The organism is Mucilaginibacter sp. SMC90, from assembly GCF_022811725.1.
Lineage (GTDB): Bacteria > Bacteroidota > Bacteroidia > Sphingobacteriales > Sphingobacteriaceae > Mucilaginibacter.
In genome coordinates this window covers 292,666-313,945 of the sequence record NZ_CP094527.1, presented here as the reverse complement: position 1 = coordinate 313,945, position 21,280 = coordinate 292,666, and the positions used below count along the sequence as shown (strand labels likewise).

At 43.9% G+C, this 21,280-nt stretch carries 24 protein-coding genes; 14 read left to right on the top strand and 10 right to left on the bottom strand.

The features are described 5' to 3' along the window. Nucleotides 1–16: 16 nt before the first annotated feature. From MTO98_RS01405 to MTO98_RS01395, 3 genes are read left to right on the top strand one after another with little or no spacing between them, the layout of a single operon-like run. Complete coding sequence (locus tag MTO98_RS01405; protein WP_243484876.1) at nucleotides 17–535, top strand: GNAT family N-acetyltransferase; 519 nt, start codon at nucleotides 17–19, stop codon at nucleotides 533–535. Nucleotides 536–556: 21 nt separating this feature from the next. Next, the gene (locus tag MTO98_RS01400) at nucleotides 557–1,144 is read left to right on the top strand and encodes a zeta toxin family protein (RefSeq protein ID WP_243484874.1); all 588 of its coding nucleotides are present in this window, start codon (nucleotides 557–559) and stop codon (nucleotides 1,142–1,144) included. Further along, on the top strand, nucleotides 1,125–1,316 hold the full coding sequence (locus MTO98_RS01395) for a hypothetical protein (protein ID WP_243484873.1): 192 nt from the start codon (nucleotides 1,125–1,127) through the stop codon (nucleotides 1,314–1,316). The genes MTO98_RS01400 and MTO98_RS01395 overlap by 20 nt, the downstream gene beginning before the upstream one ends. A gap of 7 nt (nucleotides 1,317–1,323) precedes the next feature. Here the strand turns inward: MTO98_RS01395 and MTO98_RS01390 are convergent, their stop codons facing one another. After that, nucleotides 1,324–1,818, bottom strand: a complete 495-nt coding sequence (locus MTO98_RS01390; RefSeq protein ID WP_243484870.1) for a GNAT family N-acetyltransferase — start codon at nucleotides 1,816–1,818, stop codon at nucleotides 1,324–1,326. A gap of 104 nt (nucleotides 1,819–1,922) precedes the next feature. Continuing rightward, complete coding sequence (gene pepT / locus MTO98_RS01385; protein WP_243484868.1) at nucleotides 1,923–3,173, bottom strand: peptidase T; 1,251 nt, start codon at nucleotides 3,171–3,173, stop codon at nucleotides 1,923–1,925. Nucleotides 3,174–3,251: 78 nt separating this feature from the next. Here pepT and MTO98_RS01380 point away from each other — a divergent pair, with 78 nt between their 5' ends. The 4 genes from MTO98_RS01380 to MTO98_RS01365 all read left to right on the top strand — a co-directional run bounded on the left by MTO98_RS01380 (nucleotide 3,252) and on the right by MTO98_RS01365 (nucleotide 6,909). Continuing rightward, nucleotides 3,252–4,001 (top strand): hypothetical protein, encoded by a 750-nt coding sequence (locus MTO98_RS01380; RefSeq protein WP_243484864.1) that lies wholly within the window; start codon nucleotides 3,252–3,254, stop codon nucleotides 3,999–4,001. After that, entirely contained in the window at nucleotides 4,001–4,354 is a 354-nt protein-coding gene (locus MTO98_RS01375) for an MmcQ/YjbR family DNA-binding protein (RefSeq protein WP_243484862.1), read from the top strand. Before MTO98_RS01380 ends, MTO98_RS01375 begins: the two co-directional genes overlap by 1 nt. A gap of 176 nt (nucleotides 4,355–4,530) precedes the next feature. Next, the gene (locus MTO98_RS01370) at nucleotides 4,531–6,276 is read left to right on the top strand and encodes a M14 family zinc carboxypeptidase (protein ID WP_243484861.1); all 1,746 of its coding nucleotides are present in this window, start codon (nucleotides 4,531–4,533) and stop codon (nucleotides 6,274–6,276) included. After that, on the top strand, nucleotides 6,277–6,909 hold the full coding sequence (locus MTO98_RS01365) for a rhomboid family intramembrane serine protease (RefSeq protein ID WP_243484858.1): 633 nt from the start codon (nucleotides 6,277–6,279) through the stop codon (nucleotides 6,907–6,909). It begins immediately after the preceding gene. Here MTO98_RS01365 and MTO98_RS01360 read toward each other — a convergent pair. Continuing rightward, nucleotides 6,875–7,864, bottom strand: a complete 990-nt coding sequence (locus tag MTO98_RS01360; RefSeq protein ID WP_243484857.1) for a hypothetical protein — start codon at nucleotides 7,862–7,864, stop codon at nucleotides 6,875–6,877. The two genes, MTO98_RS01365 and MTO98_RS01360, sit on opposite strands and share 35 nt — an antisense overlap. A 54-nt stretch (nucleotides 7,865–7,918) precedes the next feature. On the opposite strand from MTO98_RS01360, the gene MTO98_RS01355 reads away from it, so the two are divergent. From MTO98_RS01355 to MTO98_RS01330, 6 genes are all read left to right on the top strand, one after another. Beyond that, nucleotides 7,919–8,929 (top strand): dipeptide epimerase, encoded by a 1,011-nt coding sequence (locus MTO98_RS01355; protein ID WP_243484855.1) that lies wholly within the window; start codon nucleotides 7,919–7,921, stop codon nucleotides 8,927–8,929. 156 nt (nucleotides 8,930–9,085) lie between these two features. After that, a complete protein-coding gene (locus MTO98_RS01350; RefSeq protein WP_091208858.1) occupies nucleotides 9,086–9,271 on the top strand; it encodes a CsbD family protein in 186 nt (61 codons plus the stop codon). 103 nt (nucleotides 9,272–9,374) lie between these two features. Continuing rightward, nucleotides 9,375–9,974 (top strand): tRNA-(ms[2]io[6]A)-hydroxylase, encoded by a 600-nt coding sequence (locus MTO98_RS01345; RefSeq protein ID WP_243484853.1) that lies wholly within the window; start codon nucleotides 9,375–9,377, stop codon nucleotides 9,972–9,974. Between the two features lie 166 nt (nucleotides 9,975–10,140). Next, on the top strand, nucleotides 10,141–11,319 hold the full coding sequence (locus MTO98_RS01340; protein ID WP_243484852.1) for a sensor histidine kinase: 1,179 nt from the start codon (nucleotides 10,141–10,143) through the stop codon (nucleotides 11,317–11,319). A 2-nt stretch (nucleotides 11,320–11,321) separates the two neighbouring features. Further along, the gene (locus MTO98_RS01335; RefSeq protein ID WP_243484850.1) at nucleotides 11,322–12,026 is read left to right on the top strand and encodes a LytTR family DNA-binding domain-containing protein; all 705 of its coding nucleotides are present in this window, start codon (nucleotides 11,322–11,324) and stop codon (nucleotides 12,024–12,026) included. Between the two features lie 239 nt (nucleotides 12,027–12,265). Beyond that, complete coding sequence (locus MTO98_RS01330; protein WP_243484848.1) at nucleotides 12,266–14,182, top strand: gliding motility-associated C-terminal domain-containing protein; 1,917 nt, start codon at nucleotides 12,266–12,268, stop codon at nucleotides 14,180–14,182. Nucleotides 14,183–14,300: 118 nt separating this feature from the next. Here MTO98_RS01330 and MTO98_RS01325 read toward each other — a convergent pair whose 3' ends face one another. Together MTO98_RS01325 and MTO98_RS01320 are read right to left on the bottom strand one after the other, a co-directional pair. Next, complete coding sequence (locus MTO98_RS01325) at nucleotides 14,301–15,911, bottom strand: NAD(P)/FAD-dependent oxidoreductase (RefSeq protein ID WP_243484846.1); 1,611 nt, start codon at nucleotides 15,909–15,911, stop codon at nucleotides 14,301–14,303. Then, nucleotides 15,908–16,624, bottom strand: coding sequence for an SAM-dependent methyltransferase (locus tag MTO98_RS01320; RefSeq protein ID WP_243484843.1), 717 nt, complete (start codon nucleotides 16,622–16,624; stop codon nucleotides 15,908–15,910). The genes MTO98_RS01325 and MTO98_RS01320 overlap by 4 nt, the downstream gene beginning before the upstream one ends. 54 nt (nucleotides 16,625–16,678) lie before the next feature. Between MTO98_RS01320 and MTO98_RS01315 the strand changes: the two genes are divergently transcribed. Continuing rightward, entirely contained in the window at nucleotides 16,679–17,395 is a 717-nt protein-coding gene (locus tag MTO98_RS01315) for a hypothetical protein (protein WP_243484841.1), read from the top strand. Nucleotides 17,396–17,422: 27 nt separating this feature from the next. Here the strand turns inward: MTO98_RS01315 and MTO98_RS01310 are convergent, their stop codons facing one another. The 5 genes from MTO98_RS01310 to MTO98_RS01290 all read right to left on the bottom strand — a co-directional run bounded on the left by MTO98_RS01310 (nucleotide 17,423) and on the right by MTO98_RS01290 (nucleotide 21,214). Then, complete coding sequence (locus tag MTO98_RS01310) at nucleotides 17,423–17,701, bottom strand: Atu4866 domain-containing protein (RefSeq protein WP_243484839.1); 279 nt, start codon at nucleotides 17,699–17,701, stop codon at nucleotides 17,423–17,425. Continuing rightward, entirely contained in the window at nucleotides 17,662–18,507 is an 846-nt protein-coding gene (locus MTO98_RS01305) for an oxidoreductase (RefSeq protein ID WP_243484837.1), read from the bottom strand. Before MTO98_RS01305 ends, MTO98_RS01310 begins: the two co-directional genes overlap by 40 nt. A gap of 102 nt (nucleotides 18,508–18,609) precedes the next feature. Beyond that, nucleotides 18,610–19,341 carry an SDR family oxidoreductase gene (locus MTO98_RS01300; protein ID WP_243484835.1) on the bottom strand — a complete coding sequence of 244 codons (732 nt, stop codon included), beginning with the start codon at nucleotides 19,339–19,341 and terminating at the stop codon, nucleotides 18,610–18,612. 44 nt (nucleotides 19,342–19,385) lie between these two features. Further along, nucleotides 19,386–20,219, bottom strand: a complete 834-nt coding sequence (locus MTO98_RS01295) for an oxidoreductase (protein WP_243484833.1) — start codon at nucleotides 20,217–20,219, stop codon at nucleotides 19,386–19,388. Nucleotides 20,220–20,311: 92 nt separating this feature from the next. Beyond that, nucleotides 20,312–21,214 (bottom strand): AraC family transcriptional regulator, encoded by a 903-nt coding sequence (locus tag MTO98_RS01290; protein ID WP_243484831.1) that lies wholly within the window; start codon nucleotides 21,212–21,214, stop codon nucleotides 20,312–20,314. Nucleotides 21,215–21,280: the final 66 nt, after the last annotated feature.

The following is a 21,280-nucleotide window of genomic DNA, read 5'->3' as shown; positions in this document are numbered from 1 at the left end:
ATTTTATTGTTACAAAATGGAATTATCGGGAAATGGATTTTTACTGAGAGCCTGGCAGCCAGGTGATGAAATATCGCTTCAAAAGCATGCGGATAACCCTAAGGTATCGGCTTTTTTACGCGACAGGTTTCCATATCCCTACACTATAGATGATGCTTTGTTCTGGATAAAGCTGGTAAAAGATCAACAACCTTTAACCAGCTTTGCTATTGTAATTAATGGAGAAGCCTGCGGTGGAATAGGAGTTGAGCTATTTAATGCCGAAAGCCGTATAAATGCCGAAATTGGTTATTGGCTTGGCGAAGCACATTGGAGAAAGGGCCTCATGTCCGAAGCAGTTAAATTGGTAACCAAATATGCATTTGAGCACTTTCCGCTGATACGTATTGAAGCCGGGGTATATGATAAAAACACAGCCTCCATGCGGGTGCTTGAAAAGGCCGGTTATGTTAAAGAGGGTGTGTTAAGAAAATCCATTATTAAAGATGCTGAGGTAATGGATAAGCATATGTATGCTATATTTAAGGAAGATTAAAATAAGATATTTTTAAAACAGATGCCCAATTTATACATCATAGCAGGTTGTAACGGTGCCGGTAAAACCACAGCAAGCTACACGGTTTTGCCCGAATTGCTTAACTGCAACGAGTTTGTAAATGCTGATAATATTGCGGCTGGGCTTTCACCCTTTAACCCGGAAAGTGTTGCACTTGAAGCTGGCCGGATCATGTTACAACGAATTGATGAATTGCTAAGCCGGGAGGTTGATTTTGCTTTTGAAACAACACTTTCAACCCGAAGTTATGTTTCTTTAGTAAAAAGGGCACAGCAAAAAGGGTATGAAGTTACTTTATTGTTCTTTTGGCTAAGTTCTCCACAAATGGCAATGGAACGAGTGGCTAAGCGAGTGAGCAAAGGCGGGCATAATATCCCTATCGATGTGATAGAACGGAGATATTATAGAGGAATAAGAAATTTGGTATATTTGTATATGCCTTTATGTGACAAATGGTTGATTGCAAATAACACCGACCTTGGGCCTTTATTTGTTGCGCAGAGTACAGATGAATTTAAAGCTAACATTATTACACTCGATATTTGGGATTTGATTTTATCGCAAGCCAATGACAACAGAAACAAATAAAATGGACATTAACGAGTTTGCTGCGAAGGTGCTTGAAGGTATGAAACGGGCAAACCGCAAACTGGTTGAAGCAGCCGCTGCCAACGATGAAAGCCTAATTATTGGCGACAAAGATGGCAGCTTCAAAGCTGTACCTGCTAAAGAACTTTTGAAAACGCTTCCGGCAAAATAATAACCCACTACAGTTCCTTCCGCATCACGTAATCATTCATCCAGTATTTGCCAATAGCTATATCTTCTTCATAGGCAATGCTAAATCCCATCTTTTCGTAAAACGACTTGGCATTATTGTACCGGTTCACATTAAGTTCAAGCGCTTGCTTGCCGGCATCTTTTGTTTTTCGAGCTACCTCATTAATCAATACTTTGCCGTAGCCTTTACCCTGGGTTTCGGGCAGGCAGTATAGTTTGTGCAATTTGTATATCTCCGCATCTTCCTCGCGGGGGGAGTAGGCCGCGAACGCTACCGGCTTGCCTTCTTCTTCCAGTAACAGAAAAGTTTGCTGATTTTCCTTAACCTGTTTGGTGATTTTTTCTGCCGAGTAGATCTCTCCCAGCATAAAAGCTATCTGCTCGTGCTCAAGAATAGGGCCATAGGTAACCCACCATGTTTTATCGGCAATATCCCGGATCGTTTCCACGTCATTAACCGTTGCTGTGCGTATCGTATACATCTTCAAATTTAGTTTGGTTTAACCGTTTTTGACAAAGTTGTTAGTCGTTAGTTCCAAGTCAAAAACAGACTTCCGACTTAGTACTTAAGACTAACAACTTCATATTAACTTCTTTCTTCCCAAATCGTGCATAAATGCAAAATGGTTTCAACCGCTTTTTGCATATCCTGTACCGATACCCACTCGTGCCGGCTGTGAAATGCGTGTTCGCCAGCAAAGATATTAGGGCAAGGCAATCCCATAAATGACAGCCTTGAGCCATCAGTACCACCACGTATGCTGCACAATTTGGCGGTTAAGCCGGTACGGTTAATGGCTTCCATTGCGTAATCAACAATTTGCGGGTGCTGGTCAAGTACGCCTTTCATATTACGGTATTGCTGGCTTACAACAAGATCAAATGTTGAGCCCGGAAATTTCTTCAATACTCCGGCAGCCGTTTGGCGGATAACCTCAACATGATCTGCAAGCCTGGCTTCGTCAAAATCGCGGATAATAAAATCGATACTGGCTGTTTCTACATGGCCTTCAATACCTACGGGATGTACAAAGCCTTCCATTCCTTCAGTATGCTCCGGCGAAAGCTCATCGGGCAGGGCGGCTATAATTTGCCCGGCAATTTTAATGGCACTTTCCATTTTACCTTTGGCAAAGCCGGGATGTGAACTTACGCCATTAACGGTTAGTCGTGCCCCATCTGCCGAAAAGGTTTCATTTTCCATATTACCCGCGCTTTCGCCATCCATGGTGTAAGCAGCAAAGGCCCCTAATTTGGCAATATCCACATGGTCAACTCCGTGGCCAACCTCCTCATCAGGCGTAAATAATATCCGGATATCGCCATGTTTAATTTCAGGGTGATTGATGAGCTGGTAACAGGCATCCATAATTTCGGCTACGCCGGCTTTATTATCGGCGCCAAGCAGGGTAGTGCCGCTGGCGGTTATCACGTCGTTACCAATTTGGTTTTTCAAATCGGTGTGCTCAACCATGCGGATCACTTGTGTATGATCATCCGGCAGTATTAAATCCTGTCCCTGGTAGTTTTTATGTACTATAGGCTTTACGTCTTTTCCGCTGCAATCGGGAGCAGTATCCATGTGCGAACAAAAGCAGATCACGGGCACCTTTTTATCGGTATTGGATGGAATAGTAGCATAAACATACCCGTACTCATCAAGGTGCGCATCGGTTACACCCATTGTTAAGAGCTCATTTACAAGCAGGCGGCCCAAATCTTTTTGTTTTTCTGTTGATGGAAACGTAACCGAAGAGGGGTCGGATTGCGTATCAATGGTAACGTAACGCAAGAAGCGCCCGGTAACTGTGAACTTAATGAATGAACTAAAATTCATATAAAGCTTCTATATTAGTGCAAATTTAGGCGGCGGTTAATAACCATCTCCAATTGTAAATATTGAATAAATTATACATTGAAAAAATATTTTCTGCTTTTTGTTTTGGTTTGTGTCTCGGTTATGGCAAAAGCCCAAAGTGGTTTCAACTATTATGAATGGGGCATTGGCGGAGGCGTCAATTATGCGCGCGGCTTCGACGATCTTAAAAGGCAGGTTTGGCACCCCGGCGGTACACTTAATTTAACCTACAACTATAGCCCTTACGTGCCTATAGCACTTGATTTTCATTTTGGCACCCTGGAAGGCGGGGGACTTACACCCGACAAGGACGAATTTGGCCGCAAATCAAAAAACAACTTTTTAGCGCTCGTACTTCGCGCCGATTTGCAAATGGGTGAAATTATAGATTATGATAACAGTGGCTTTTTGAATGTGCTTAAAAACTTTTATATAGGCTCGGGCATTGGTGCAATAAAAAACAAGATGGCCTTTGTTCAGCGTTCGAACCCGCCGGGATACGAAAACCACGGCCCTGTTGGCGAAATTGAAGGTTTCCAGGGAAAAGACAAGAGCATCAACCTCATGGTACCAATAAGGTTCGGTTACGAATTTAAAATTTATGATGATTATGACCAGGTGGGTTACACTATAACCCTGGGCGTACAGCACAGCTATGCTTTTGGTGAAGGGCTTGACGGATACAATGATAACCCTCAAAAGTTCAAAAACAACGCGCCCGATCAGTTTGTTCAATACAGTATAGGTTTCAAATATAATTTTGGCAATACGGTATCCTATACCAAATTGGTCAGAAACTTCAGGTAATGAACATAGAAGAACTGCGCGATTATTGTTTGCAAAAACCGGGAGCTACCGAAGGCTTCCCTTTTGGCGAGGATACGCTGGTTTTTAAAATTGCCGAAAAGATCTTTTTATTAACCGGCTTACAAACCGGCGACAGGTTCAATGTTAAATGCGACCCTGAATGGGCCGTTGAACTACGCGAACGCCACCCCGAAGTGCAGCCCGGCTACCACATGAATAAAAAAATGTGGAACACCGTGCAAATGAATGGTTCCCTCACCCGTAAACAGCTTTGCGAAATGATTGACCACTCGTATAACGAGGTGGTTAAAAGTTTACCCAAGAAGGTACAGGCGGAGATTGCTGGTTTGTAAAAGTCACAAACCAGCCCCCCCCAACCCTCCGCGGAAGGGAGGGCTTTGAAAAAGGACAGATGCAGATAAGAAGTCTCCCCTTCCGGGGAAGATTTAGAGGGGGCTTACCCGTAAAAATCACCTTACACCCCGTTGCTTTGCTACACTTAAACTATATTTGAGCAACGTATTCACTCATGAAAATAGTTTTTGCTGCATTAATTACCTGTTTCATTGCCTTATCTGCCAAAGCCCAGCTCACCCCGTTTGAGTTAAGTAAGGATAAAAATTATACTGCAACCTATGCTCAGGTGATTGATTACTATCAAAAGCTTAATAAGTTGTACCCGCAGCAAATGAAGCTAATCAATTACGGTACTACCGACGTGGGCAAACCTTTAACGCTTGTAGTACTTTCAAAAGATAAGGTATTTGATCCGGCGATAATTAAAAAGCAAAACAAACGAGTGCTGCTCATCAACAATGGCATTCACCCCGGCGAACCGGAAGGCATTGACGCCAGTATGATGCTGGTGCGCGATATGCTTAAAAATAATACACTGCCAAAAGATGTGGTGATCTGCCTCATAGCGCTATATAATATCGACGGCAACCTTAACCGTGGCCTGAGCCGTGTAAGCCAGAACGGGCCATCGGCTTATGGTTTCAGGGGTAATTACCGTAACCTTGATCTGAACCGCGATTTTATTAAGGCCGATAGTCGCAACGCTTTAGCTTTTACCCAGATCCTTACCACCTGGAAGCCTGAAGTGTTTTTAGATAATCATACCAGCGATGGTGCCGATTACCAATATGTGATGACACTCATTGAAACCCAAAAGGAAAAGCAAAACCCTATCCTTGCCGACTATACTACCAAAACGCTGACACCATACCTGTACAGCAAGATGAAAAAGAGCGGGTATGAGATGATTCCCTATGGTGCAGGCGAAGAAGGGCTGCCGGATTCGGGCATTGTAAGTTTCTTGGAAACTCCGCGCTTTGCTACCGGCTTTACGGCCCAGCATAACATCATTAGCTATATTACCGAAACGCACATGCTCAAACCTTTTGATAAACGCGTGTACGCTACCTATGATTTTATGCAGCATCTTATTGAAATTAACCAGCGCGACGCAAAACTGATAGGTGAGTTGAAACATAAAGCCGATGAGCAGATAACTAATCAAAAAACCTTTGCATTAAGCTGGGCGGTTGATAATAGCAAAGTTGATACCATCGCTTTTAAAGGTTATGAAGCCGGTTACAAAACCAGCGGCGTTAGCGGCTTGCCCAGGCTGTATTATGATCGTGATAAACCTTACACCAAAACCATAAAGTACTACAACACTTATAAAGTTACCGCCACTGCCGATAAGCCGGTTGCCTATGTAATTCCGCAGGCCTGGGGCAAGGTGATCGATCTGTTTAAGCTGAATGGTGTGCAAATGAAACAGCTGGCACACGATACCACGCTTAACCTGCAAATGTATTACATAGCCGATCTGAAAACCCCGGCACGGCCTTTTGAGGGGCATTACCTGCATACCGGCGTAAAGCTTAACCCGGTTGATATGCCAATTAAATTTTATACCGGCGATTATGTGGTATATACTAATCAGCCAATAAACCGTTATATCGTGGAAACGCTGGAGCCGCAGGGGGTAGACTCGTTTTTTGCCTGGAACTTTTTTGATTCGATGCTGGGTGAAAAGGAGTATTTTTCGGATTATGTTTTTGAAGATATTGCTGCCGATCTGCTAAAAAAAGATCCTTCAATTAAACAAAAACTGGACGATGCCAAAGCAAAAGATCCGCAGCTGGCCAAAAATGCCGAAGCGCAATTGATGTTTGTTTACCGAAATTCGCCTTACTTTGAAAAAACTTTTATGCGCTATCCTGTAGGCAGGCTTTTAACTAATACCAAACTCGACCTTAAATAAATGGAATACTTACAAACGGCCCCGGTGGCCTGTGCTATTTTCGCAATAACTATTATTACTTCGCTTTTAGCTTTTTCAAACAATAACCTGTACGGACGCATGATGCTGCATCCTTACACCGTTTCGCGCGGAAAAGATATCCACACCATCATCACCAGCGGGCTTATCCACCGAGATTGGATGCACTTGTTTTTCAATATGCTGTCGTTTTATTTTTTTGCGTTTACCCTTGAGCCATTGATAGGGCATCTTCAGTTTGGCATCCTATATATTTTAAGCTTGATATTGAGCGATATGCCAACTGTAATTAAGCACAAAAACGATTATAATTACTATAGCCTCGGTGCTTCAGGTGCCGTTAGCGCGGTAATTTTTAGTATAATTTTATTTATGCCATGGCAAACCATTTACATGCTACCTATCCCGATAGGAATCTGGTTTTGGGTATTTGGTATCTTATACCTGGTGTATTGCCATTTTGCTTCAAAATACTCACGCGACCAGATCAATCACGACGCTCACTTTTTTGGAGCGATAAGCGGCCTGATGATCACTATCGTTTTTAATCACCAGATTTTAGGCGAGTTTATTCACCAGATTATTTCTGAAGCCCCAGCCCGTTTGCATCTTTAAACTCCCCATCGGCATTGAATAAAAAGCTCATAGGTTTTTCGGGGTTCTTGATGATCTCTAACAGCAGGAACCCCCAGTTTTTCCAAAAGTTTTCCAGTACCTGTCCGTAAGTTTTGTTCATCCAGTCGTCAAACAAAGGCTTGCTGCTGGTGCCGCGCAACGGCAGGGCTTCTAATGATATCGTTTCGCCAATATTGAAAATATCGTACTCGGGCAGGCGGTTAAACAGGTAAGCCGAATAAAAGAACCTTGCATTCAGCTCTTCAAACTGAATGGGATGCAATATGTTATCGGCAATTTTATCTAAAGCCTCCTTATGGTAACGGGCATTAGCGCCGTTATCCTGCAGGCAAATGATCAGGCCAAAATCTTTGATACGCAGTGAGAAGGTGAGGGTATTGATCTCATCGCGGTAACCAAAAACGTTTTCGGCATTATCAACCTTAAACAAAACAAGGCTGTAGGGCTTAAAGCCGTCAAACTCAACAGGCAGGTTGAGGCTTTGCAGCATCATGTGCAGGTTGTTGAATTTATGGATGATGGATTGAGATATGTTAAATTCTTCGCCTTGCGAGTGCTGGAGTTTAATGCCCGCCTGGATCTCGTTAAAAATAATTCCGTACAGCAATTTACCAGCCCACAGGAACAGTTTATCCTCATCAAGCGCTTTCAAGGCCTCGTAACCGGTATCAAAAGCAGCAGCAATTTCGCTTTCAAGCGGCTCGAGGTATAACTCGTTAACTTCGGCGGTGCAGGGCAGCTTCAGGTCTTTGTAGGTTGCCATGCTTTCGTCAAGCAGTTTAAATGGCTTGTCTTCCAGCTCGTAACGGCTCATGAGCCATTGCGGAAATACCTGGATCTGCTCCTCGGGCGAATTAAGGGTTTGCCCCGTAAGGAAACATTTATTGTTGCTGAAATTGAAATTGGTGAACGGTGAATAAATTTGTGCCGGCATGGCCGCAAAGATAAGCACGATTTTCGTACTAAAATTTTAGCTTTGGTTTTTAACATGGAACTGACATATCAACCCTACGAGCTTCTGCTGAAGCATGCTTTTACGATAGCCAAATTTTCGCGTACCTCTACACCGGTTATGCTGGTACAGATCAGCCACGAAGGTAAAACCGGGTATGGGGAAGCTTCAATGGTGCCTTACATGGGCGAAAGTCATCAAAGCGCTACCGAATTTCTGAGCAAGGTTGATATTGGCCAATTTAACTATCCTTTTGATTTTGAAGCTATCATCAATTACCTTGATGAGATAGCCCCCGGCAACCCGGCCATTAAAGCAGCCATTGATATTGCCCTGCATGATCTGGATGGTAAACTGAAGCAACAATCATGCTGGCAATTGTTAGGCAGCAACCCTGCGCTAATGCCTGTTACCAGTTTTACCATAGGGATTGATACGCCCGAAATGATCATCAAAAAGGTTAAAGAGGCCGAAGGCTTTAAAGTGATCAAGGTTAAGCTGGGTAGGGATAGCGATAAGGAATTGATCAATACTATCCGCTCGGTAACTGATGTGCCCCTTTATGTTGATGCCAACCAAGGCTGGACAGATTTACAGCAAAGCCTTGATATGACTTACTGGTTGCATGAGCAAGGCGTACAATTGATAGAGCAGCCTATGCTCAAAACCGATCCCGACAGCAATGCCTGGCTTACCGAGCGCAGCCCGATTCCTATTATAGGGGATGAAGCCGTTCAACGATTTGAAGATGTGGAAAAAGCTAAAGGTGTTTATACCGGGATCAATATTAAACTAATGAAATCGGCCGGGTTGTATGAAGCCAAGCGGATGATTGATAAAGCCCGCGAGCTTAACCTGAAGATCATGATAGGCTGTATGACCGAAACCAGCTGCGCCGCCCTTGCCGGACTGGCCATAGCCCCCCAGGCAGATTGGGTTGACCTTGACGGACCATTTCTGGTAAGCAATAATCCGTATATAATGCCCGAATTTAGTGATGGAAAATACATACTGAATCACGACGCAGGCTTAGGGTTGAGGTTTTAAGAGTTTCTATCTTTTTCACCGGTTTTGACAATCTCTGGTTACAATTGTGGCTTTTTGCTTTCAGCATTTCGCTTTTAGCTTTCATACAAATCCAACATTTTGCAAACCATCCTTACCCCATGTCGGTTATCCTTATACATCTAAATAAAAAACATTATGGATAAATTAGAAATAAAAGGCGGATGGAACGAGCTGAAAGGAAAAATCAAACAAGCTTACGGCGATCTTACAGACGATGACCTTACCTGGCAGGAAGGCAAAGACGATGAAACACTTGGCAAGCTGCAACAAAAAACGGGCAAAACCCGCGATGAGCTTGTAAAATGGATCAATAGTTTATAAAAATCGAAGGCCACTCCGCGAGAGATGGCCTTTGTTTTTAAACCTTAATTGCAAACACGCCATTTGCCTTTAACCTTTCAGCTCTATCAACTATCTTTGTACCGTGAGCGAGAAAACCATTTTAAAACTGCAATTACCTACCGATCCGCTTTGGGTTAAAAATGTGGTAGAGAGCAATATCGAGGAGATTTTGACTGATCATGCTTTTTGCGAGCAAAAAGCAGCCAGCAATGCCATAACCCTTATTGTTCAAAATCCCAACCTAAGCGAGCTGGTGCAGGAAATGGCATTGCTTGTACAGGAAGAAATGGATCACTTTAAACGCGTACATGACATAATTCTTGAACGCGGTTATATTCTTGGCCGCGAGCGTAAGGATAATTACGTGAACGAGCTTAGGAAATTTATTATCATAGGAGGTGGCCGCGAAGCTCAACTAATTGACAGGTTACTGTTTTCGGCTATGATAGAAGCCCGAAGCTGTGAGCGTTTCAAGGTTTTATCTGAAAACATTAATGACGAACAGCTGGCGGCCTTTTATCACGAGCTGATGATCAGCGAAGCAACGCACTACTCCATGTTTATTCGCCTGGCAAAAAAATATGCTGAAGAAATTGATGTTGATGCCCGCTGGAAGCAATTCCTTGAATATGAAGCTCATGTTATTCAGAATTACGGCAAGGGCGAAACTATTCACGGGTAAGTGTGAAGATCAAAGTCTCAAGTTCAAAATACTTAATCGAAAGCCTGAAATTTACAATCGAGGCTAACAGCTTCAGGCTTACCACCCGAAAAAAACTCATCCACACAAATCATTAAAATACCGGGACTTGTTTTTATTGCTGTAACATAATGCGTTATTTTACATTATGTCGCGTTTTAAAGCATTTTCGGTTATTATACACATTGCAGGCTGGTTGCTGTTCATGGCCTTTCCGCTTGTGTTTTTAAATAGCCGGGCGTTTTATCATACGTCCATCACAACTTTTTTGCAAAAACCGGCTTATTGGATATTCTGTGTTACCTATATGGTGCTATTTTATTCAAATGCTTACCTGTTCATTCCCAGTTTTTTCCTGAAAAAGAAGTACGTCATTTACGGTATCATATCTGTAGTGTTACTGGCTGGAGTTTACACGCTTCGTCCTTTTGATAAGTTAATGCGCAGTACCGATGGCTGGCGAATGGTTAACGGAATGCACCATCGTTCGCAATTTGACGGTGAACGTTATGGACATGGCACCCGTAACATGCCTGATTCTGACACGGCTGCCGCTTTTAACCGGCACAACTTTCGTTCTGATTCGGCCTTTTCTAATAATGCACAGTTTCAATGGCGCCGTCGTCATATGCAGCCGCTTGACAGCACCAGCCTTTTTATTTTTTTAATGATCATGGCGCTGAGCATGGCCATCAAAACAGTGCAGCAATGGCAGCTTACCGAACAGCGGGCCGCCCGTGCCGAGGCAGATAAAACAAGCGCCGAGCTGTCATTCCTGAAAGCTCAGATCAACCCGCACTTCCTGTTTAATACGCTCAATAACATCTATACCCTTGCGGCTATTAAAGATGATAACGCTGCCGACAGTATCATGAAGCTCTCAAACATAATGCGTTACGTTACTGATGATGTTGCCGAAGATTTTGTTCCGCTGCAAAGCGAAATTGACTGCATCAGCGATTATATTGAATTGCAGCGCCTCCGGATAGGTAAAAACACCAAAGTAAATTTTGAGGTTGAAGGAGCTATCGGAAATAAAAAGATAGCGCCCCTGGTAATGATGACATTTGTTGAAAATGTTTTTAAATACGGGATAAGCAAGCATGAACCATCTGGTATAGATATCAAGGTTGATATCCAGGAGCTCAATATTTCCTTCTATTGCAAAAACCGGATCTTTAGCGTGCAGAACAGTGAGTTTCAGCGCACGGGCATCGGCATAAAAAACACTAAACAGCGTCTTGAACATTTATATCCCGGCAAGCATTTGTTAAGCATAAGCAGCCATAATAATGAGTATATTGTTCAACTTACTTTACAAGTTTAATTATGGCACTTAAGTGTATAGCCATTGATGATGAACCGCTGGCCTTAAGGCTTATGAGCGACTATGTAGCCCGGTTCCCCGAACTACAAATGGTAAATACTTTTGAAGATGCAATAACCGGCGCTGAGTTTTTAAAGAACAACCCCATCGACCTGCTTTTTGTTGACATAAGCATGCCTGATATTACCGGGATCGATCTTGTGCGTTCACTTCAGGTAAAACCCATGGTGATATTCACAACCGCCCATAAAAACTTTGCATATGAGGGTTTTGAACTGGAAGCACTTGATTATATTTTAAAACCGATAGATATAAAACGCTTTACTAAGGCTGTTGAAAAAGCTATAGATTATCATAAATATCAAAACAAAACCTCCGCTATCGCCGAAACCGACGAAAGCCTGTATGTGTATTCGGAATACCGGATGGTTAAGATAGACCTGGGCACTATCGAATATATAGAAAGCATGGAGGATTATATCAAGATCCATATCACAAACGATAAAACCATCCTTACGCTGATGCCGATGAAGAAGGTGTTGGAAAAACTGCCTTCGGCCAGGTTTCAGCGCATCCATCGCAGCTATATAGTACCTGTTAATAAAATCCGTTCAATTCAAAACCGCAAGGTACAGCTTACCGATGTTGAATTGCCGGTAAGCGAAAGTTATAACGATTTTGCACGCAACTGGGCCAAACATAAATAGAAAAATACCAGGCATTTTCATTCCCCGCCGGTAGTTTGCTGTCCCTTTTTCATTCGCCTATACAAAACTATTATTCATCGATACATTATTGATGAAAGCTGCACATCCCCTCATATTTATACCGTAAACCAGTTATAACCCCATAAATGGTTTATATAATACCCCTTTTCATAATAGTTGCGATAGTAGCGTCTGTATGTTAGTAGTACATGCAGGCGCTTTTTTAAACCAGTATTCCGTTGGAAGCAAAAAAGTTACTCCCCCTAATCAGCTTTTTTCTCATCTTATCCGTTCGCAAAACAAATGCGCAAAGCCTCGGCGATCCGGTAGTGAGCATCACTTTTGGCTCAGGAACCTCAACCCATTCGGGCGCACTCCCTGCCGATTCCGGCTCAACAAGCTACACTTACAGCAATGCCGATTTCCCGAGTGATGGGTCATACACTATTGAAAACACAACCGCAGGTGCAGGCAATGTTTGGTGGTCGGCAACAGACCATACCGGCAATACCGGAGGCTATATGATGGTGGTAAATGCCAGCGTATCCAAAACAGATTATTTTTATAAACGAACCATTACCGGTTTATGCTCTAATACAACTTACCAGTTTTCGGCCTGGGTAGTGAATTTATTAAGGAGCAATGATATCAGCCCGCCAAATATCACTTTCGCCATCGAAAAAACCGACGGAACAACCATTCAAAGTTTTACCAGCGGCACCATTGCCCGCACCAGTGGCAATTATCAATGGATCCAGAAGTCGTTTAACTTTACCCTGCCGGCAGGTGTTGGCGATGTGGTGATCAAGATGATCAATAACAGCGCCGGAGGTGCTCCTGCCAATGACCTTGCAATTGATGATATCGTATTCAGGCCTTACGGGCCAGTGATAGCGGCAAGCTTCAGCAGTTCAAGTTCAACTATTACGGCATCGGCTTGTTCTGATATCCCTCAAACTTATACGCTTAGCACTACTATCCCCAGCGGGTATACCGTTTTATGGCAGTACAAAAACGGTAACGGTGCCTGGACAGATCTGGCCGGGGCAAACAGCACCAGTTCAAGTTACCAGATCACATCACCAACGGTAGCCGACACTTACTATTACCGGGCAGTAACTGCCCAGGCGGGTAATATCAATTCGGCACTTTGCCGGTCGGCATCAAACGTGCTTACCCTCACCGTTGGCGCGCCTCCATCATCAACAGCAACGGCTAACACACCGGTTTGCGCGGGTACAACCTTGTCGCTAAGCGCATCAACCGGGGTAAGTTATCAATGGACAGGGCCCAATGGCTTTGCCTCGGCCATTCAAAATCCAACCATCAGTAATGTAACCGCTGCCGCAGCAGGTACTTATTCTGTTACGGTTAAGTCATCGTCGGGCTGCGAGGTAGTAGTACCGGTTACCGTTGTGGTGAATGCACAGCCTGTTGCAGCTGTTGATGCTGTTGAGCCAATTTGCGAGGGGAGTTCGGTCACTTTAAATGCAAGCGGAGGTTCAACTTATTCATGGTCGCCAGCTACAGGCCTTTCAGCTGTCAATATTGCCAATCCTGTAGCCAGCCCTGCAGATACCACATTATACACGGTTACCGTAAGCAACGGCACCTGTACCTCAACAGCTACAGTACAGGTTAATGTACTTAAAAAGCCTGTAGCCAACGCTGGCCCGGACAGGTACATTACCCAGGGACAAACAACCACGCTTAATGGCAGCACCAAAGGCACAAACGTAAGCTATTACTGGACCCCGACGGATAACCTGAGCAGCAGCCTTGAACTTAAGCCCTCGGCCTCACCAATGGAAGATATCACCTATACCTTGCACGCAGTATCAAACTCAGGCTGCGGCGATGAAGCTACCGACCAGGTATTTGTGCGTGTTTATAAAAAAGTAGTGATCCCCAATACCTTTACACCTAATGGCGATGGCCTTAACGACACCTGGGGCATTGAAGCGCTTGATACTTATCCAACCTCAACCACGCAAGTATTTAACCGCTACGGCGGGCTGGTATTTAAAAGCACCGGCTACCCCAAAGCCTGGGATGGCAAATACAGCGGACAGGATATCCCATCAGGAACATATTATTATGTGATCGACTTAAAAAATGGTACTGTGATGAGCGGCTGGGTGATGGTGGTGAGGTGAGTTTTTAAGTCTTAAGTTCGAAGTCGGGAGTCGTAAGTATTGGTTGCAGATATAAAAAGCTAAGTTTTTCCTGTAACCTGCGGAGATGAGTTTCTGACTTGAGATTTAGAACTTACGGCTAAAGACCCGAGACTTTCGACTTCACTCCCACTACATTCAACAAATAATTATCCATCATATCAATATCCACCACATCATTTAAAAAGCCGATGTGCATATCGGGACGGATGATCAGGGCTTTTTTTTGATTTTCTTTTATATCGAAAGCATCAAAGATATGTTGGTTTTTGGCCGATGGAGGCAGGTAAAAAAAGTTGAGACTGGCCCCATAGCTTTGAGTGATCCATTTGGCTACGGTAAACAGGTCGATCTCTTTGAGTTTGCCCAGGCAGATGAGCGTGAAACCTGGCTTGCTGCACCATTCGTGCAGGTCGGTTTCCAGCTGCCTCTTTTCGTCAAATACCTTGAGGTAAGGCAGCCTGTCGCCCGCTTTGATCTGGCTGGCATGGCCCAGGTTAAGGTTTATCGTGCTATCGCGATAAGCTATACCGGTTTGCGATACCCGTTTAAAAAATGCTTCGCGCAGATTGGGCTTGCTCCATACCCATTTTAAAACTACAGGCAGCAAATATTTCTTTAATAAATTAATGAACCAGTTGCGCGACAGGATCATTTTAAAGATCCGGTCGGTAGTGTTAAGCAGATCTTTGGCTACAGGCATCCTTTCCTGCGCATAGCTATCTAAAACCGATGCCTTAAGCTGGTCATTAATCACGCCTGCCAGTTTCCATGCCAGGTTATAGGCATCCTGTAAACCGGTGTTCATACCCTGCCCGCCAACCGGCGAGTGGATATGCGCGGCATCACCAATTAAAAAGCAACGCTGCTCCCTGAATTTATCGGCCATGCGATGATGCAGGCGATAGGTGGTGAACCAGTTGGTATGTTCAACGATGATCTGTTGTTTGGTAACATCCCGCAAGTGCGGCAATACCTCTTCAATCTGCAGTTCGTCTTTTTTATCAAATTCATCGGGCAGGTTCCCTACTACACGGTAGCTCCGTTCATCGGGCATGGGAAAAAAGCCTGCAAAACCTTTTTTTGAAAGGAACAGATTTACCTTATCGCCAAAATCAGCCTCTATTTTTATATCGGCTAAATAAAACTGGTGCTGGTAGGTGTCGCCATTAAAAGGGACATTCAATTGCTTCCTCACCGTGCTATGCGCACCATCTGCCGCAACAAGCCAATCGCAGGTAATGGTTTGTTTGTCCTCGCCGCTTTGCAGTTGCAGTGTTACCTTGCCTGCATCCTGGTTTAACGATAACAACGAAGTATTCCAATATACAGGGCAGCAGTTCAGGGTAATAAAATCAAGCAATAAGCGCTCGTTTTTGCTCTGCGGGTACATCTGGATAAATGGAAAACCAGTTTGCGTTTCGCCAACATTGGCAAGCGAAAGGCTGGCAACCTCTTCGCCCTCCTGGTTAAATTGTACACCGCCACCACGTTTGCCATCACTAAGCACCTTATCGATAACACCCATTTGCCTGTAGATCTCCATAGAGCGGGCCTGCACGGCCAGCGCCTTTGAATGTGTAGTTGGCCCCTGCTTGCTATCGATAATTACCGGCTGCACACCATAGCGTAAAAGCTGTGCGGCCATCATCAAACCTGATGGGCCGGCACCTACAATTACAACTGGGGTATGCTGCTGGCTTATGGTCATTTATTACCGTGATAGAGTAAAAATATGGTTGGACGTTTATGTAGTTCCGGAACTTTCTTTTGCCAATCGGCAATGGTTTTTGTTTGCACAAACTCGGTAGCAGCGGTAAGGTCGCAGGCTATACAGAGCTTGGTTTTGGGGTTACCCGTTTTCAGGATCTCCTCCAGCATAGGGTTATTGCGAAAAGGTGTTTCGATAAACATTTGAGTTTGATCGAGCTTTACAGCTGTATTTTCCAGCTCTTTGATCTTTTTGGCCCTCAGTACTTTATCAATAGGCAGGTAGCCATGAAAAGCAAAGCTTTGGCCGCTAAAACCCGAAGCCATCAGCGCCAGCAAAATAGAGCTTGGCCCAACCAATGGCACAACCTTAATGCCCATGCGGTGGGCTTTGTCAACAATTTCGGCACCGGGGTCGGCTACACCAGGGCAGCCGGCTTCGCTCATCAAACCAACATCGTTACCAGCCTGCAGGCCTTTAAAAAAATCGGCCTTACCCATATCTCGGTTATGTTTACCATAATCGTGGATCAATAACTCACTTTGCGGAGTTTTTAACCCCGCTTCTTTTAAAAACCGACGAGCAGTTTTTTCGTTTTCCACAATGTATTCTTTGATACTGTTAATGGTATCAACCAGGTATGGCGTAAAGGATTTTGCAGCTGCATCATCGGCCAGTGGTACGGGAATTAAATAAAGGGTTCCATAGGGCATATTGCAAAGTTGGTGTTTTTTGTTTAATTTAAGCTATCAAAAGGAGGTGGAAAAATGAGGCAATTAGGTGTAAACTGGTTTATTGAAGGCCATATTGATTTTGAATACAAAAAATATATCCTGTTAAGTTACCTGCAGGAAATTAACAGCCACTTTAATAACGGCCGGTTATATCCCAACCTGGCCGACCTGATTTTTCACTATAACAACCTTATTGATTTTAAAAAAAATAAAAGCCTGTTGCAGCAGGCTTTTCCGCAGCGCTTAACCCAGGCTGATATTGAGGCCGTAAAACTTACCTATCAAAAGATCATTACCGATGATCAAAGTATGCTTGAAATTGAACATATTATTACTTACGCCCTCAGTAAAATGGACCCGGCAATAAAAACCGGCAGGGATATTTATGATTTTGTAGAGCGGCATGTTAATATTGATCCGGTAGGCATCATTCCTTTAATGCCCTATAACGGTTATTTTTCGTTACAAAATGGCAAGGATCGCACCAACCGGATCTATGAGTATCAGATTACTATTTTTGAAGGGAAGGATGACAAATACCGGGGTATTAACATAACTTTTGTTGATACTTACGAGCAAAGTATCATTAACACACCTGAGCATATAAAACAACACCTCATTAACCGCAATAAGTTTATACCTAACCCGGCGGTTTATTATGTACATAGTGATATCACTTTTCCGCTTGAACAAACGCTGCTGCCAGTAGCTAAAAGAAGTTTGGTGAAGTTTATTTCAAATGCGGCTTAGCGTTATTATATGTTATCACTTACAGCTTCATGCTGTTTCTTTATATAATACCATTCCGGCGTGATAGTATACACCGTCTCTGAAATCGCCTTCGGCAGTAAAGCCGGTATCGTCAAGATATTCAACATGGTTGCCTAACACACTGTAATAGCCTGTGTAAGCATCTTGTTTATCCCCGCGGGCTTCTGTATAACGGCCGTTGGGTAAAAATTCGTGGCGGATAAGCCCATCGCGGGTAACCCATACACCTATATAATAATGAGCATTTATTGTTGTATTGCTGTTGAAAGCGTTAATTCTTTCCATGTTGCTAATTCGTTTTGAACGAATGCCAGCTTTTTCTCAACCAGGCCGTAAGCATCCTCGCCCAGGAATAAATTGAGCGGCGGGTTAGCTTCGGTGGTTATGCTAATCATGGCTGCGGCTGCTTTTTCGGGATCGCCGGCCTGTTGCTGGTCCATATCGTTTTGGTGGAAATTTACTGTGTCCCGTACATTCTGATAGTCGGCTATCTGGTTTTGAGGTACTGCCAATGAGCCTGCCGACAGGAAGTTGGTCCTGAAATAACCGGGCTGTACAATGGTGACCTTAATGCCAAAGGGCGCTACTTCGGCCGATAATGTTTCGGAGAAACCATTAACGGCAAACTTAGTGGCGCAATAAATACCGCCGCCTGCAAATGCACCGGTAAAGCCTCCTATTGACGAAACGTTTAAAATATGACCTGATTTTTGAGCACGCAGATAAGGCAGCACCTTGCGGATCACGTTCAATGATCCAAATACGTTGATCTCAAAGTTATCACGAGCCTCGCGGTCGGTCAGTTCTTCAATGCCGCCCAATAAGCCGTATCCGGCATTGTTGACAACTACATCAATTTTTCCGAAGGTTTTTACCGCGAGCTCAACGGCTTCCTGTACACTGTCTTCGTTGGTTAAATTAACGGCAAGCGGTAAAAACTGCTCACTGTTTGCGTCAACTGCTTTACTCAGATCGTTTAAATTGCGCGATGTGGCGGCTACCTTATAGCCCTCATTTAATAGTCGTTTGACTAAGGCAAGTCCCAGTCCCTTAGAGGCACCGGTTACTAACCATACTTTATTGTTTTCCATAGTTTTGTATGTTGATAGATTTTGTTTTTACTGATTTGTTACGCTTTTAGCGATTGTTTTTGATTTTCGCTTATTTTGATCGAAAAGATCGCCGGATTAACGTTATCGGGTTTGGCCGAGCGGGCGTACCACAACTTCGTTAACGGTAATATTGTCCGGCTGACTTATCGCGTAGATCACCGCGTTGGCTATTGCTTCTTCATCAAGTTTGGGCATATTGGTAAGGTTGCCATACAAGCCTTTGATCTTAGGGCTGGTAATGTCATGGCCTAACTCTGATTTTGTAGCACCCGGATATATAGTAGTTACTTTAATGGTTTGGGCAACTTCCTCGCGCAGGGTTTCCATAATTGCCTTAACCGCGAATTTGGTACCGCTGTACACACCGATACCAGGAGATGTTTTTAAACCGCCTACTGATGAGGTTGAAAGAATATGACCTTCACCACGCTCAATCATGTGGGGCAGTACAGCGTTAATGCCGTACAATACACCTTTAATATTGATGTCGATCATTTTATCCCACTCATCAACATGGCCTTCTTCAAAAAAGGAGATAGGCATGATGCCTGCATTGTTCCACATTACATCAACATGGCCAAATTTGGTTATAGCCTGCTGAATGAGGTTATCCAGATCAGCCCGTTTGGCAACATCGGTTACCACATAGATGGCATTTTCGCCAATTTCCTGCACCAGGGTTTTCAATTGGTCTTCCCGGCGGGCGGCCAAAACTACTTTGCCACCAAGCTGTGCCAGTTTACGGGCGGCAGATGCACCGATGCCACTGCTGGCACCGGTAATCACAATCACTTTATCTTTGATACTTTGCATATTATTGTTTTTATATAGGTAGATATAGGGTAACGGACTAAAATTTAGAAATCGGTTGAGCAGGTTACATCCTGCCACTGACGAATTTCATTGTGTAAAGTATCAAGCTTGGCTAAAGCACGATTGTATGCATCGCCGCCTAATAACAGGTACAATGGCGGGTTTTCTTCGTAAGCTGTATTGATAATAGCAGTTGCGGCCTTTTCCGGGTCGCCGGCTTGCTTGCCATCCATTTTGAGGTATTTGTTATGAATGGCACGCACCTCGGTGTAATCATCAATTTTGTTTTCGGTAATTGAAAGCGAGTCGGCAGTGAGGAAACTGGTGCGGAAAGCGCCGGGTGCAACCACGGTTACATTGATGCCAAATTCTTTAACATCGGCAGCAAGTACTTCCGAAATTCCGATCACCGCATATTTGGATCCGGCATAAATTGCCCAGCCTGTGTTGGCGGTGATACCCGCGATAGACGAAATGTTGATGATATGCCCCGAGCGTTGCTTACGCAGGTAAGGCATTACTGCACGGATCACGTTAAGCGTGCCAAATACGTTTACATCAAACGCCAGGCGTGTTTCGGCATCGCTCAATTCTTCAATAGCGCCGCCAATTCCATAACCTGCATTATTGATCACTACATCGATACGGCCAAAAAACTCATGCGTATGCTGTAAAGCCAGCGATACGCTGCTTTCGTTTGCCAAATCTACCTGCAGCGGTAAAAAATTATTGCTTGTTGTATTAACCGCAGCGGTTAAATCCTGTAAATTTCTGGAAGTAGCGGCAACAAGCTGTCCTGCATCCAGTAGTTGTTTTACTAAGCTAAGGCCAAAGCCTTTTGAAGCTCCGGTAATAAACCATACTTTGTTGTTGTCCATAAAAGTTGTTTGCTTTGTTATTTAAGATAAAACAAAGTTACAGCAGCAACAAAGGGGCGAGATTACATTAATCAAACCAAAGGTTACGAAATTCAAACATTTCGGAACGAGCTTGGGGTTTGCCGGGTTTGTTTTTTAAAAAAGTTATTGAAATGGGTGGGTTCTTCAAAGCCCAGGCAGTAACCAATTTCGGAGATGTTCCAATCGGTATGCCTTAATAATGATTTGGCTTCACTCAGCAGCCTGTCGGCAATATGATCGGTAGTGGTTTTACCTGTAGTTTCACGAATGGCCCTGTTGAGGTGGTTTACGTGTACTGAAAGCCGCTGCGCAAAGTCATTAGCCGAGCGCAGCGAAAACCGTTGCGACGGCGTTTCGATAGGAAACTGACGCTCCAGCAGCTCGGTAAATACCGATGTGATGCGCGATTTGGCATCAACGTGTTTATATACATTTTCGGACGGTTCGGTTTTTAACGCGTAGTAAGCCAGCTCGGTAACGTAATTACGGATCAGGTCATATTTAAATGCATATTCGGTATTGATCTCAGTGAGCATTTTTTGAAACAAATTGGTCACATAGGCATCCTGCTCTTCATTTAAAGCATAAACGGGCTTGGCGTTGATACCGAACATGGGGAACTCGCTTAAGCCTGTTCTGAATTTTTCAAGAAAAAACTCTTCGGTAAAAATGCAGAAATAGCCTGTACGATCATCAGACATATGCTCAAACGTATAAGGCACCATCGGACTGAAAAACATCAGTGTTGATCCTGAAAGCGTGATACTTTTATCGGCGTAGTGAATAATGTTATCACCGCGCATCAAACTGATCTTATAAAAAGTACGGCGGCTATAAGTTACCTGCTTTGCATTAGGGCCAATGCAGTCCTCAATCCGGAATACATTAAAGTGACCGATGCTTTGCTGCAGGTTATTGGGCAGCCAGTTAACTTTCCTTTGGTAAAAATCTTCAAGTGTTTCTGCTTTCGACATAAAAACAAAGTTACAAAAATCAAACCGGGGCGTCAAGTGGTGGGATTGGGGGAAGATTGGGGATGA

Coding starts and splice junctions, on each gene's coding strand:
- MTO98_RS01360 (WP_243484857.1), bottom strand. CDS start 7,864: ATGCCGGCACAAATTTATTCACCGTTCACCAATTTCAATTTCAGCAAC.
- MTO98_RS01375 (WP_243484862.1), top strand. CDS start 4,001: ATGAACATAGAAGAACTGCGCGATTATTGTTTGCAAAAACCGGGAGCT.
- MTO98_RS01310 (WP_243484839.1), bottom strand. CDS start 17,701: ATGGAAAGAATTAACGCTTTCAACAGCAATACAACAATAAATGCTCAT.
- MTO98_RS01395 (WP_243484873.1), top strand. CDS start 1,125: ATGACAACAGAAACAAATAAAATGGACATTAACGAGTTTGCTGCGAAG.
- MTO98_RS01340 (WP_243484852.1), top strand. CDS start 10,141: ATGTCGCGTTTTAAAGCATTTTCGGTTATTATACACATTGCAGGCTGG.
- MTO98_RS01350 (WP_091208858.1), top strand. CDS start 9,086: ATGGATAAATTAGAAATAAAAGGCGGATGGAACGAGCTGAAAGGAAAA.
- MTO98_RS01295 (WP_243484833.1), bottom strand. CDS start 20,219: ATGGACAACAACAAAGTATGGTTTATTACCGGAGCTTCAAAAGGCTTT.
- MTO98_RS01305 (WP_243484837.1), bottom strand. CDS start 18,507: ATGGAAAACAATAAAGTATGGTTAGTAACCGGTGCCTCTAAGGGACTG.
- MTO98_RS01315 (WP_243484841.1), top strand. CDS start 16,679: ATGAGGCAATTAGGTGTAAACTGGTTTATTGAAGGCCATATTGATTTT.
- MTO98_RS01300 (WP_243484835.1), bottom strand. CDS start 19,341: ATGCAAAGTATCAAAGATAAAGTGATTGTGATTACCGGTGCCAGCAGT.
- MTO98_RS01405 (WP_243484876.1), top strand. CDS start 17: ATGGAATTATCGGGAAATGGATTTTTACTGAGAGCCTGGCAGCCAGGT.
- MTO98_RS01320 (WP_243484843.1), bottom strand. CDS start 16,624: ATGCCCTATGGAACCCTTTATTTAATTCCCGTACCACTGGCCGATGAT.
- MTO98_RS01370 (WP_243484861.1), top strand. CDS start 4,531: ATGAAAATAGTTTTTGCTGCATTAATTACCTGTTTCATTGCCTTATCT.
- MTO98_RS01325 (WP_243484846.1), bottom strand. CDS start 15,911: ATGACCATAAGCCAGCAGCATACCCCAGTTGTAATTGTAGGTGCCGGC.
- MTO98_RS01335 (WP_243484850.1), top strand. CDS start 11,322: ATGGCACTTAAGTGTATAGCCATTGATGATGAACCGCTGGCCTTAAGG.
- MTO98_RS01355 (WP_243484855.1), top strand. CDS start 7,919: ATGGAACTGACATATCAACCCTACGAGCTTCTGCTGAAGCATGCTTTT.
- MTO98_RS01365 (WP_243484858.1), top strand. CDS start 6,277: ATGGAATACTTACAAACGGCCCCGGTGGCCTGTGCTATTTTCGCAATA.
- MTO98_RS01390 (WP_243484870.1), bottom strand. CDS start 1,818: ATGTATACGATACGCACAGCAACGGTTAATGACGTGGAAACGATCCGG.
- pepT (WP_243484868.1), bottom strand. CDS start 3,173: ATGAATTTTAGTTCATTCATTAAGTTCACAGTTACCGGGCGCTTCTTG.
- MTO98_RS01400 (WP_243484874.1), top strand. CDS start 557: ATGCCCAATTTATACATCATAGCAGGTTGTAACGGTGCCGGTAAAACC.
- MTO98_RS01290 (WP_243484831.1), bottom strand. CDS start 21,214: ATGTCGAAAGCAGAAACACTTGAAGATTTTTACCAAAGGAAAGTTAAC.